Origin of the sequence: Dickeya ananatis, assembly GCF_019464615.1 — a bacterium.
In the GTDB taxonomy this organism is placed as follows: Bacteria; Pseudomonadota; Gammaproteobacteria; order Enterobacterales; family Enterobacteriaceae; genus Dickeya; species Dickeya oryzae.
Map to the genome: position 1 here is coordinate 4381167 of NZ_CP040816.1, position 13541 is coordinate 4394707.

At 52.9% G+C, this 13541-nt stretch carries 9 protein-coding genes; 8 read left to right on the top strand and 1 reads right to left on the bottom strand.

What is annotated here, in order from left to right:
* The first annotated feature begins 37 nt into the window (after positions 1-37).
* The 6 genes from indC (at position 38) to FGI04_RS19560 (ending at position 9068) form a co-directional block, all read left to right on the top strand.
* On the top strand, positions 38-4510 hold the full coding sequence (indC, locus tag FGI04_RS19535; protein ID WP_407337130.1) for an indigoidine synthase IndC: 4473 nt from the start codon (positions 38-40) through the stop codon (positions 4508-4510).
* Between the two features lie 348 nt (positions 4511-4858).
* The gene (locus tag FGI04_RS19540) at positions 4859-5791 is read left to right on the top strand and encodes a 3-oxoacyl-[acyl-carrier-protein] synthase III C-terminal domain-containing protein (RefSeq protein WP_342699185.1); all 933 of its coding nucleotides are present in this window, start codon (positions 4859-4861) and stop codon (positions 5789-5791) included.
* Positions 5792-5804: 13 nt separating this feature from the next.
* Positions 5805-6071, top strand: coding sequence for an acyl carrier protein (locus tag FGI04_RS19545; RefSeq protein WP_023638599.1), 267 nt, complete (start codon positions 5805-5807; stop codon positions 6069-6071).
* Complete coding sequence (locus FGI04_RS19550; RefSeq protein ID WP_342699090.1) at positions 6061-6672, top strand: VfmB protein; 612 nt, start codon at positions 6061-6063, stop codon at positions 6670-6672. Before FGI04_RS19545 ends, FGI04_RS19550 begins: the two co-directional genes overlap by 11 nt.
* Before the next feature lie 22 nt (positions 6673-6694).
* Positions 6695-8050: an MATE family efflux transporter gene (locus tag FGI04_RS19555; RefSeq protein ID WP_407337131.1), complete on the top strand. Its 1356-nt coding sequence runs from the start codon at positions 6695-6697 to the stop codon at positions 8048-8050.
* On the top strand, positions 8037-9068 hold the full coding sequence (locus tag FGI04_RS19560; protein ID WP_407337132.1) for an alpha/beta hydrolase: 1032 nt from the start codon (positions 8037-8039) through the stop codon (positions 9066-9068). Before FGI04_RS19555 ends, FGI04_RS19560 begins: the two co-directional genes overlap by 14 nt.
* An 87-nt stretch (positions 9069-9155) precedes the next feature.
* Here the strand turns inward: FGI04_RS19560 and vfmE are convergent, their stop codons facing one another.
* Positions 9156-9719 carry an AraC family transcriptional regulator VfmE gene (gene vfmE, locus FGI04_RS19565; protein WP_012882841.1) on the bottom strand — a complete coding sequence of 188 codons (564 nt, stop codon included), beginning with the start codon at positions 9717-9719 and terminating at the stop codon, positions 9156-9158.
* A 566-nt stretch (positions 9720-10285) separates the two neighbouring features.
* On the opposite strand from vfmE, the gene FGI04_RS19570 reads away from it, so the two are divergent.
* The gene (locus tag FGI04_RS19570; protein ID WP_012882842.1) at positions 10286-10993 is read left to right on the top strand and encodes an ABC transporter ATP-binding protein; all 708 of its coding nucleotides are present in this window, start codon (positions 10286-10288) and stop codon (positions 10991-10993) included.
* Positions 10994-10997: 4 nt separating this feature from the next.
* The gene (locus tag FGI04_RS19575; protein WP_342699087.1) at positions 10998-13439 is read left to right on the top strand and encodes an ADOP family duplicated permease; all 2442 of its coding nucleotides are present in this window, start codon (positions 10998-11000) and stop codon (positions 13437-13439) included.
* Positions 13440-13541: the final 102 nt, after the last annotated feature.

Genomic DNA, 13541 nt, shown 5'->3' on the forward strand with positions numbered 1-13541 from the left:
TCAATATATTTTTACTGATTCATAAATGAGGATTGTAATGGATAACATCTCAAATAACACGCTCAATTATCCGGTGTTAGTATTAAATAAAGGATTATTATCGAATTATGACGATGTTTCTTTAGCTCGTTACCTCTTTGCCGCAATGACGCTGGCAATATCACGTATTAGCAGAAATGAGGAAATGGTGGTGGGCTTTCATTTGCCACCACAAGAAATAGCGAACTGGGAAAATAACCCTCATATTTGTGCAAATATTATTGCATTAAATATTCAGCTTAATAGTACGACGCCGATTGCCGGTTTTATTCAGAATATGATGGATTGGATAAGACCGAATGCGATTCAGCAAGAAAATAACTGTGGTGTCAGGGTGCTCACGCTGGGGGCGCAACAAACGTTCCATGATGTCTTTGACCTGGAATTAACGTGGCAGCCGCCAATGGATAATGAGCCGGTGCGGTCGCTGGTCTGCCATGTCGACAACCGAGACGAGACGGTGATGTTGACGCTACGATTTAACCCGGATCGTTTCAGCGCCGGGTTGGTTCAAAAGCTACCTGCGGTATGGCGTCAGATAACAGACTATGCCGGGAGTGATGGGGCCGAAACGCTGCGAGATATCGGCCTGATTGATGAGGCCGAGAGCGAACACGTATTGCATGTTTTTAACCAGACCGAACATGTCTGGTCGGGAGAGAAAAACGTCGTTGAGCGGCTGAAAAGCCAGGTGCTGAATCAGCCGGAGCAGACTGCGGTGGTGTTTCGCGATCAGCGCTTGAGCTATCGGCAGCTCTACCATCAGGCAAGTATATTGGCGCATTACCTGAATGCGCAGAGTGCGGAGCATGAGCGTTGTGTGGGGGTGTTTGTCGAGCCATCGTTGACGCTGATGGTGGGAGTGTGGGGGATTTTGCTGTCTGGCAATGCCTATCTGCCGTTATCGCCGGAGTACCCGGAAGACCGGCTGGCTTATATGCTGGAAAATAGCCAGACACGTATCGTGGTTACCCAACCTCATTTGCGTGAGCGGCTGCTGGCGCTGGCGCCGCCGGGTATACACGTGGTCACGCCGGATGACGTCGAGGCGTTTGTGCGTCAGCACCCCTCGGCGCTGTCTGACGCGCCCGCCATCCATATCGCGCCGCATCACCTGGCTTATGTCATTTATACCTCCGGCAGCACCGGCAAGCCGAAAGGCGTGATGATAGAGCATCACAGCGTGCTAAATCAGATGAACTGGCTGGCGCACTCGTTCGCATTAAATAACGAAACGGTGATTTTGCAGAAAACGCCGATGAGCTTTGATGCGGCGCAGTGGGAGATTTTATCGCCCGCCTGTGGTTGCCAGGTCGTGATGGGGGAGCCAGGGGTGTATCGGAATCCGGAACAACTGGTGGACATGCTGGCGGAATACCAAGTGACCACGTTGCAGTGCGTACCGACATTATTGCAGGCGTTGCTGGATACCGAGCGTCTGAGCGAGTGTCCAGCGCTGCGGCACGTGTTCAGCGGCGGCGAGGCGTTACAAAAGCATCTGGCGCTGGAATGTCTGGAGACACTGCCTGATTGTGAGCTCGTCAATTTGTACGGCCCAACCGAGTGTACGATCAACAGTTCCGCGTTTTGTGTCGACCCCGCGGTGACCCGTCAGGGCCCGGATACGCTGTCCATCGGCACTCCTGTGGCGAATACCCGCTATTACATTCTGGATAACTGCCTGACGCCGGTGGCGGTGGGTAAAATTGGGGAGCTGTACATCGGTGGTGATGGAGTGGCGCGAGGCTACCTGAATCGCGATGACCTGACCGCCGAGCGTTTTATTGCCGATCCTTTCGCGCCGACCGACGCGGGCCGACGTTTGTATAAAACCGGCGATATCGCCAGTTGGAATCCCGATGGTACGGTCCAGTATGTCGGCCGTGCTGACAATCAGGTGAAATTACGGGGGTACCGTGTTGAGCTGGATGAGATTCGTTCGGCTATCGAAACCCATGAATGGGTGAAAGCCGCGGCGGTGATCGTCAAGCATGATCCTTTCACCGGCTATCAGAACCTGATTTCGTTTATCGAACTGAATGCCCGCGAAGCGGCGCTGATGGATCAGGGTAACCACGGTTCGCATCATCAGTCCAAAGCCAATAAAGCGCAGGTGATGTTGCAGCTGGCCAACAAAGGGTGCCGGGAATTTCCGGAAAGTAGCCACCCTTATACCCTCGACCTGCCGGGCAAAGACGCCGATGAAAAACAGCGGCGCACTGCGTTTTCCCGCAAAACTTACCGGTTTTACGACGGTGGTGCCGTCGGGCGTGACGATGTGCTGTCGCTGCTGCGCGAGCCGTTGTTGACGGCGGCTGCCCGACAGCCAGGCGACCTGACGCTGGACGAACTGGGGCGCGGATTGCGTTATCTCGGCCAGTTCACCAGTGAAGAGCGGCTGTTGCCCAAATACACCTATGCCTCACCGGGAGCGTTGTACGCGACCCAGGTTTTTCTGGAGCTGAACGGCATAGCCGGATTAGCCGCGGGGTACTACTACTATCAGCCGGTTCACCACCAGTTGATCCGGGTCAGTGAGCAGACATCGCTGCCACCGGGTGGCCTGAGACTGCACTTTGTCGGAAAGCAAAGCGCGATCGAACCGATTTACAAGAACAATATCCGGGAAGTACTGCAAATCGAAATGGGGCACATCATCGGTATGCTGGATACCGTCCTGCCGGATTATGGCTTGGGTGTGGCGTTGTGTGACGCCGCCGTGCCGGACCCAACACCGCTGGCGATTGACCCGGATGATGATTATCTGGGGGCGTGCGATGTGCTGTGCGGGCCCCGTTTGCCTGCGGACGATGGTCTGGAGATTTACGTGCAGACCGCCGGGACGCGTATTGCCGATCTGCCCGTCGGGACCTACCGCTATATCCGTGGCGACCTGGAGCACATTGCCGATGAGGTGATCGATAAGAAACATGTTATCGCCATCAATCAGGCCGTTTATGAGCGTTCGTCGTTTGGCATCAGTATCGCCAGCCTGACCGAAGGCTGGGAAGGGTATGTGCATGTGGGGCGCAAACTGCAGCATTTGCAGATGAACAACATGAACATCGGGCTGATGTCTTCCGGTTATAGCTCGGAAACCGGCCATGACTTGCCTGCCGCTCGTCGTTTCTGGCAGATACTCGGTCGTCGGACTGGGCCGTACTATTTCTTCATCGGTGGACGCATCAGCGATGAGCAGAAATACAGCGAAGGCATGAAAGAAGACGCGGTACACATGAAAGGGCCGGCGGAGATGATTCGTGATGATCTGGCGGCGTTCATGCCGGACTACATGATGCCGAACAAGGTGCTGATTCTGGATGCGTTACCGTTGACGGTAAACGGCAAAATCGACATGAAAGCGCTGGCGAACGTCGATGTTGAATTAAAGCATAAGACGATCGTGGCCCCCCGTACTCCGCTGGAGCAGCAAATCCTGTCCATCTGGCAGGCGAAGCTCAAGCGTGAGGAGATGTCGGTCGATGACAATTTCTTCGAATCGGGCGGCAATTCGCTGATCGCGGTCAGCCTGATTAATGAGTTGAACACATCGCTGAATGCCAGCCTGCCGCTTCAGGTGCTGTTTCAGGCACCTACCGTTGAAAAGCTGGCGGCGTGGCTGAGCCGTGCGCGTCAGGAACCGGTGTCTCGCCTTGTGCAGTTGCAACCCAAAGGGCGTCAGACACCCATCTACTGCTGGCCTGGGCTGGGTGGCTACTGTATGAACCTGCGTTTACTGGCGCGCCAAATGGGGACGGCACGACCGTTCTTTGGCATTCAGGCGCACGGCATCAATCCAGGTGAGGAGCCTTACGCTACCATCAGCGAGATGGCCGCTAAAGATATTGAACTGATTCGTCAGCATCAGCCGCACGGTCCTTATACGCTGTGGGGGTATTCTTTCGGTGCCCGTGTCGCGTTCGAAACGGCCTGGCAACTGGAGCAGGCGGGCGAAGTGGTGGAAAGTCTTTATTTACTGGCACCTGGGTCGCCGAAATTACGCGATGAACGGGTCGTTGCCATGCACCGGACCGCCGATTTTGATAACCCCGGTTACCTGACCATTCTGTTTTCGGTATTTATCGGCAGTATTACCGACCCGGCGCTGACGCGTTGTCTGGAAACGGTACGCGACGAAGAAGGGTTTGTGGCATTTATTACGGCGCTTAATCCGGCATTGGATGACGGTCTGGTCAGGCGGATTACTCGCATTGTTTCGCAGACCTTCGAGTTCAGCTACACCTTTAGCGAGTTACAACAGCGGCAACTGAAAGCGCCTGTCACCATCATCAAGGCTCAGGGGGATGATTATTCATTCATTGAGAATGAGGACCACAGTGGGTTCTCTGCCCTGCCGCCGACCGTGATGGAACTGATGGCAGATCACTACAGCATGCTGAAAGCGGCGGGGATAGCCGAGCTGGCAAGCGTTATCCAGTATCAACAATTGCCTTCCAGCCAGGTGGGGTGAGACGACGACAGGCATAAAACGCGCGGGCGGTTCCCCGCGCGTTTTTTCCAGCCTTGTCCCGCTATTGAGCCGATTTTTTCGCTATTTTGCGATGAAAATCCCATATTTTGGCGTGTAAATCCCATTTTTGAGACGAAAAGTGTGCTGAAACGTGGGGGGTGGCAACTGCGGATAAAAACAAAATTTGTTTGTTGGCAAAGTGTTCCATGCTGACTGCGATTGCAAGCAAGTCATGAGCGGTGCTGCTGGGACACAGCTTCACTCTGTGCATCTGTCTATGACGGGTCTGTACTTGAGCCTCGGTACGATAAGGGGACGATAGCCGTGCGAACTTCATCAGAAACCGACATGTTTTGCCTGAATGCCATCCATCATGAGGCGCCGGAGCGCATTCGACGTTTTCCTCTGGCGGAACTGGGGGACTCGCACCAGCTGCGCGAAGGGCAGCGTCGCATGATGGAAAAGCTATACCAGTTAAGGTCGGTACCGATGCGCCCGGACAGCCATCAGGCGATGCTGGAGTCTGTGGTGGCTGGCGTGGTTGATGACTGGCCGACATTGCCCTCGCGCGAGGGGCTGTTGATTTACGCCAAGACGCAGACGCATAACACCTTCTTTGATAGCCACTGGCTGGATGACATTCTGCAGCACCAGCGACTGGGGCACTGGGATGTCGCGACACTGAGTCTGAATCACTGCGCCAGCGCGTTATCAGCTTTACATCTGGTGCGCCGTAGCGCAGTCCGCGACAACAGACCGGTGTTGCTGTTGACGGGAGAAAAAGCGTTTCACCCCGAAATCAACCGCTTTACGGTCGGTGTACAAGGCGAGTTACCGGTAGCCGCGCTCTTTAATGCCGCGAGCAGCCCGTGGCAGGTGACATTTACGGCAGTCCGGCACCTGAGCCGTTTTTATAACAACCCAGATAATATGACCCGGCAGGAAAAAGCTGCGCTTAATGGCTGCCTGCTGGATGAGTTATGCCGTTTCATTGTCGATGCCGTGAGGGATAGCGGCATGAGCATGGACGATATGGACTATTTTGTTCCCTGCAACCTGAATGTTCCGTTATTACGTCAGATGGCGCAACGCCTGAATATGGGCGAGCGCTTATTCAGCCAACAGGTTTCTGATTATGGGCATCTGTATTGTTCGGACGTGTTATTTAATTTTTCTTCACTCATGAAAACTACAACCGGCCGCGCGAAAAATTATTTTTGTTTTTCAATGGGAATGGGCGTCACCCTTTCCTGCGCGCTGATACAGCAAATTGATATGTAAACAGGAGACAGACATGTCTGCGCTATTAATCACTATTCAACAGGCGTTACGTGAAGTCATGGAGAATGACGACATCGAGATTAATGAAAAAACGGACTTTGATAACGATCTCGATCTGGACTCAGTGATGTTTGTGCAATTTTTGTTGACGCTTGAAGATAGCATCGACGGACTGCTGTTCGATCCTGACCAAATCAATATGGATGCCTTCACCACGGTAGGTAGCCTGATAGGCTGGCTGAATGCCAATGTGTTGTCGGAGGTGCGGCATGTCAGTTGAACGCATAAAACAGGTCTGGGAGGCCTTTCGCGAACAACCGTTGTCTGACGCGCTGACAGTGTTGTTGCAGCCGCCCTCAGAAGAGGCGCAATACGTTCATCCAATCCGATATCAGATTCAGGACATCAGCAGCCTGCCCGACGAGAGCCAGTCCCAGCGCCTGTTTGATCGGGTGCTGACTCATCTCGGTCTGGACGCGGTGCGTGGCACTGAGACCATCGTGCTGCCAGCCAGTTTTCCGATACTGGTCTGTGCCGCCCGCCTGGGGGTGCTGGCCCGCATACAAACCATGAGCTGGCAGCATTTATCCGGCCGTTACAGCTTTGGCGCTAAAACGACCCGCCATCAATTGATCAAAGCCAGTTTTGCCGATGTGGCGGGAAAGGCGTCGCTGTTGCTGGAGCAGCAGTATCAACGCGTGCGGGAAGGTGACGTTGTTGGGCTGGAGGATGACCACTACCAGATTACCCAGCTTAATAATGAAGCGGAAAAGATGATGGGTGGACACGGTTTCCTGTTAGGCAATACCCATAGTCTATCCTATTTCTCCATGATGCTTTACAGCATTTATGGCAAGGCGAGCAGCCTAGCAGCGGCCTAAGACGAAACGAGGGTGGGGAACCATGAGCCTGATCTCGCGTGTGATGTCCAGAGCTGCCCCGACTGCGAGTGGGGATATACGGCAGATAGTGGCGTTAGCATGGCCGATGATGGTGACCGCGGTGGTGGTGTCGTTGTCTCAGAATATGCAGATTGCGATTTTGGGTAATGGCGCTGAAAGCCAGACGTTGCTGACGCTCTCTTTTTTACAGCCGTTCAACTTTCTCTTTATCGCTATTCTGGAATGTCTGGCGATCACTAATCAGGTGTTCAGTGCCCGCTCACGCCATGACTGGCCGCGACAGCGCATCTGGCATAGTACGTTGCTGTTAGGTGCGCTTGGCTTAGTGGTGACGGCACTGGCGGCACTGGTATGCCGTGTGTTGGCGTTGCCCTTGTCTGACTGGATGAACAGCCCGGATCTGGCGTTGATGCGAACCGCCGCTCCAGCGTATCTGCTATCCATGACGCCGTTTCTGGCGCTGGAGATGTGTAACGCCGCGTTGCGTGGGCAGGGACGCACCGTGTCGGCCATGACGCTGATGTGCAGCTATGTGCTGCTGAGCGCGGCGGGATGTTATCTGGGATTTCATGTCTACCAGCTTGGCTTTGAGGCGGTGTTACTGGCCAATAGCCTTCCGGCACTAGTGTTGCTGCCCGCTGGGTTGTGGTCGTTGCGTCAGGCGGCCACACCGGTACCGGATGAGCGACCGCGGGCGTTTGCACCGCGTTTGCTGGCGTTGCTGGCTAATGCGGGGCTGCCGGTTGGGTTTTCCATGCTGGTGGTGTTCTTTAGTTCAATGGTTCTCTTTCCGCTGGTGGCGGCATTGGGGGCGGGTTTCCTGCCTGCCTTCCTGATCGTGATAAAGCTGCGGGCTTTTTTCATCATTCCTGCGGTGGCGACCGGATCTGCGATTGCGATTTTGCTTAATCAGCGCCGCCACACCCACCCGGCATCACGGCTGGTAGCGCTGCTGAATAATGGTGTCTGGCTGATTGTTTTGGCCTATCTGGCACTGACCCTTGGCGTATGCTGGTCGCGCAACGGTATTCTGGCCGGTTTTTCCAACGACGAGGTCATTCGGCAATCCAGTCAGATACTGCTGTGGTTGCTATTGCCGACGTTTTTTCTCACCTCACTGGTGGCGGCATTACAGACGCTGCTGGAGCAGATGGATAGGGGAAGACGGGTATTGCTATTCACGCTGGTGCTGGAGTTGCTGATGGTGGCGGTTGCGTTGGGTGCTCACCGTTACTTTAGCGATATACAGGCGATTGCCGGTTTGATCGTCGCGTTCAGTCTGGCGTATGCGGTGGTGTTCCTGCGTGAGTATCGGTTGCTGGCTTGCGCGCTGGGAGAACAGGATGCTGCTGTATAACCTGTGCTACCCGCTGATGTGGCTGGCGACGTTGGTGCAATACAATTATTACCGCGTGCTGGTGAGACTAAAGCGCCGGCCGTCGCTGCTGCTTAAAGTGCACATCAAGCCGGAAACCCATTATGTCCGCCTGTGCCGTGCATTGCGTCTGGCGGATTTGTGGCTGTTGGAGCGCTTGTCGTTGCATCTGGCGGCGCGCTATCTGTTGTGTTTGTTTGAGACTACACGTTATATCGCCTACAAACAGGTCGATCATGAGTATCTGGCCGGTTTTCTGCAGGAAAAAATCGGTTTCCGGCACCAGACGGTGTATGTGTTTCGCTGGGTACCACCCCCGATGGAGACGCCGACAAAAACCGTGCTGCTGGTGCACGGCTGGGAAGGGCGCGGCATCATGTTCCGACCGCTGTGCGAGGCGCTAAAAGCGCAGGGATACGCGGTGATCATGCCGGATCTGCTGGCGCATGGGTTGTCTGAAGGAAAGCGGGTGTCCAATTATGAGCTGGCCAGTCTAGTCATTGAGATGGAGCGGCGTTATGGGCCGTTTTACGCGGTGGTTGGGCATTCCAGCGGTGGTTTGGTGTGTAGCCTGGCACTGGCACAAGGGCTGGCGGCGCAGCGCTTGGTGCTGCTGGCCAGTCCGGACAATTTTGGCGGCATGATCGACAGGTTTCTGGCGGGGGCATCGGTATCGGCATTGCTGGCCGCCCCTATGAAAGCCATTTATGCGCAGCGTTTTGGCTTTCATCCCGACTGGGTGGGTGAGGCGTTGTACCGCACGCTGGATTGCCCGACGCTGATTTGTCATGACTGGCAGGACGCCCGAGTTCGCCCTGATGTGGCTGATGCTATCCATCAGGCGCTTGCTCATAGCGAGCTTTTCTACACCCGCGGGCTGGGGCATTTGGGCATTTTACGCAGCCCGCTGGTACACCAGCGTATTCTGGCGTTTTTCGCGGATGCGAATGCCGGAATCGACACGCAGATAACGTCACTTATTGATCGTGCCGCGTCATAATGCGGTAACGCGCGGCATTGATGGTATCGAAGCTCGTGCACCTGCAAACGCGGGCCCGCCATGCGTCGCCTCATGGCGGGCTTCGGGTTAATTACAGAGATTATGAATGTTGTCCAGCAGCACATGGCGAGAAAACAGATGACGCTGTTTGCCGAAAATGATGTCGAAGCTCATGTTTTGCAGGGTGCGCGGTGAATCGTTTTCCCGTTCCAGCGACACGGTTTTACGGTATTTCAGCGGTGCAATGTTGTACGTCTTGGTAAAGCAACGCGAGAAGTGTGGCAGCGAGGAAAATCCGCACGCGTAACAAATATCGGTGAGCGACCAATTAGGCGAAATGTGAATAATCTCTTTGGCCAGTGTCAGCCTGACACGCCAAATCCAGCGCATCGGCGTAATGTTATACACCTGGTTGAAGAGACGACAGATATCGAATTTTGATTTACCGCTGACCGCTTCAAGATCTTCCAGCGTAATATTGTTGCCGATATTGTCGATGATATAGTCAATAATTCCCGCCAGGCTGGTCGCTTTATTGTTCGCTGCGAGTGTTTTGCGCAGGTTAGGGTGACGACGATACATGTCCTGAATCAGGTTATTGTTAAAAATATCGTTATCTACGGTATGGGCAAAGGTGTTCTGTAAGCTCATGGTGTCATCCCAAAAAAAATAGATTCCCCGTGTCTGGTCCAGCTAAATCCAAAAATCCTTACAGCGGCGAATTCAGTGGTTGATTATTGTCCCTTGGTCAGACGTACGATCTGTCTAACGCAAATTGTGTGCCATGTTGTTGTTACTTGTTTTTAAAGGGAAATTCTTACGCCTATCTATAAGTGATCCCATTAATGGGACGATGACGTATCGAACATGGGATTTTTCGTCTCGCAATTGGTCTGTAGGCAACGCGAGCCTGTGGTGTGGTGAGAGAGTGGGTGTGGCATCGGCGAGAGGTCGGTTCCGGTAGCCGTGGATAGATATCCGTGGTTTGCCTGCCTGCTGGGATAAAGCGAAATGGAAAGGGCGTTCGGGAACGGTGCCTGGGGAATAGTTGGTATGATTTGTGCTGCTAAATTCAGAAAAGGTGAAGCCAGTTTTGCGGATAACTTGTGTATTTTAGACGCATTTTTAAAACCAGAGATAAAAGTGAGTGGTCGACAGCCTGTAAGATACCCTCGGTCTCAGGAAGGCTGACTCTATTTATACACTGAGGATTTCCCATGACGGTGCTGGTTCAACTTGATAATGTGCATAAAATTTTTCTTACCGATGAAATTGAAACGCATGCCCTTAGCAAGATAAACCTTTCTATTCACTCGGGAGAGTACGTCTCCATCGCGGGGCCGTCCGGCTGCGGGAAATCGACACTGCTGTCCATCATGGGATTGCTGGATACGCCCACAGAAGGGCAATACCGCTTGAATGGGACTGATGTTGAACGCATCAGCCGTCGTGAAATGGCCCGACTGCGCAATCGTGAAATTGGCTTTATTTTTCAGTCATTTAATTTGATAAGCGATTTGACCATCGCGGAAAACGTCGCGTTGCCGCTCACTTACCGTAATGACTTGTCGCGGGCGGAACAGAAAGCTCGGGTGATTCAGGCACTGGAGAAAGTCAACATGTCGCATCGGGTGCGGCATTATCCCTCTCAACTCTCCGGTGGTCAGCAACAGCGGGTTGCCGTAGCGCGGGCGATTGTTGGCAAACCGTCACTGCTGCTGGCGGATGAGCCGACCGGCAACCTGGATTCCGCCAATGCCGAGGCGGTGATGAATATTCTGGATGAATTGCATCAGGACGGCGCGACCATCTGCATTGTCACCCATGATCCCCGTTCCGCCATGCGCGCTCAGCGTACCATTGTCCTGTCTGACGGGCAGGTCGTGGCAGATGGTGAGAATGGACAATTGCGTCAGGCGGTATAGTACGATGAATTTCTGGTTTGATATCCGTTACGCTTTGCGCTTGCTGCTTAAAAGCCCGGGATTTAGCGTGCTGACCATTACCGTTATGGCTTGCGGGTTGGGGCTGGCGCTCTATATGTATTCCGTCATCAATACCATCATGTACAAGACGCTGCCGTACCCTAGAGGGGAAGGTATGGTGATGGTGACGCCGACAATGAATGGCGAAAGCCTGAATGATTCTGGGCTAAATTTTCTGGATTATGAATTTATTCGGCAAAAAGCGACGAAACTGACAGATATAAGCTATTTCTATGCGGATTATGTTGACCTGAAAGATGAGGAAAAGGCAGTTCGATATATTGCGGTGTACAACACACCAGATATGTTTAGTTATACCGGAGTCACTCCTTTTCTTGGTCGCGCTTTCACCCAGTTGGATATGCAATCTGGCGCTGAGCCGGTGGCGGTGATCAGCTATCAGCTGTGGCAAAGTTACTTTAATAGCCGTAGTGATATCCTCAATCAAACTGTCAAAGTAAGTGGTATCAATACCCGTGTGGTCGGGGTGATGCCCAAGGGATTTGCTTTTCCTTTCTACCATGATCTGTGGTTGCCTTCACGCCTTGATCCTAAGCTCTTCCCTAATCGGGAGCAGGCACCAGAGGTATTTGTCTATGGGCGATTACCAAAAGGTGTCAAGACGGCTGTTGCCCGCCACGAACTGCAAGGCCTCATGCAGCAAGTTACTCACCAGTATGCTAAAACTGGAAAGAGTATTTCCGCTAATGTGTTGTCTTTCCAGGAGAGTTTTACTGGAGAAGAGACCGCTCAAACTTTCTTCGTTATGTTGTCGGCTGTGGGTTTTATTTTGTTGCTCGCTTGTTTCAACGTAGGCAACCTGCTGCTGGCGCGCTCAAACCAACGTACCCGAGAAATCGCCATTCGGATGGCGTTGGGCTCGCCAACGTCCCGGCTGGTGATGCAGATGCTGTGGGAAAGCCTGATCATCAGTTCCATCGCCGGTGTCATTGGTGTGCTGCTGGCTTCATGGGGACTGGATATAACCAATTATATTTTCCCTAAATTCGTACCAAACAAGGTACCAGTGTGGTGGCATTTATCACTGGATGGTGATGTCATTCTGGATGCTGTTGTTCTGATCTTGACGACAGCGTTGATTACCAGCGCGTTACCTGCATGGAAAATTGCCAATGGTAAATTTGCCTATGCGCTGCGTGATGGTGCTAACAGCGATCAAGGGCGGAAAATCGGGCGTTTTAGTCGGTCGTTGGTGGTCATTGAGGTTGCCCTGTCCTGTTCGATACTCTGTATCAGCGTATTACTATTATTTCTGGTGATGCGTGCGACTAAAGCGGATTATGGTGTGCCGCTCGATCATTTTTTGGTTTCTAAAATCGATGTCGATCAGGAGAGTTATTCAGATGATGATAGTCGCCGGAAATTGTACTCCGGTTTGATCGAGCAGATTAATGCTATCCCGGGTGTTCAAGCCACAGCGATTACATCCAGCACGCCAGGCCAATTCACTTTTCCTCATCAGGTAGTCACAGAGAATATGGAACAAGAGGGTCAGGATACCTTGTCCTATTCACTGGTAAATGATGTGCGTGTCATGCCCGGTAGCCTCGCTACCATGGGTGCAACATTGCTCAGCGGGCGTGAGTTTACTCGTAGTGATACGGATACTTCCCCTCCAGTTGCTGTAGTCAGTGATTCGTTTATCCAGAAATATTGGCCGCATGAAAAAACGGTGATTGGGAAGCGATTACGTTTTCGGGATGGTAATGATTATCGCTGGTTTACCGTAGTCGGGGTGGTTTCACATATTATCCATGGGCGGCCGTTTAGCGAATTCAAAACGCGCCCGACGGTTTACCGTTCCCTGATGCAAATTCAGCAGGTCAATCCATCGCTGACCATCATGCTTAAAGCTCCGCAACCGCAACGGTTTTCAAAGCCGCTAATGAACGTACTTAATTCGTTAGGTCCGGTAATAGACAGTGCTCCGCCGCAGACGCTGAGTGAACAACTGACGCGTAATACGATAGGTGTGCAGTTTGTCACCAATTTATTCCTGTTGTTTGGTGCTGCGGCTATGGTGCTTGCAGCCAGCGGTATTTATGGTGTGACGCAGCATGCGATAAATCAGCGCACCCAGGAGATCGGTATCCGGCAGGCGTTGGGGGCAACACCAACCCGATTACTTCGCATGCTCATGTTTTCCGGACTTCGGCAGTTATTTGCCGGGCTGGCACTAGGACTACCTCTCGCGATATTTGCCGCGCCTAAGATTAACCGAGTGTATGGTGATGGTGGCGGTAACTTCATACTGCTGTTTGGTGGTGTGGCCTTGTTCATCATAATTATTGTCGCACTGGCCACCTGGATCCCATCCCGACGTGTCATCATGATGAAACCGGGTGATGCGATACGCTATGAATAAACTGAGCAGGCGTTATGCTGCCTGTAGCACTGGCATGTGCGCTCATGCCAGGATACCGGCTGGTACTCCAGTTTCCCGCAACAGAGCCGTTAATAGTTACCA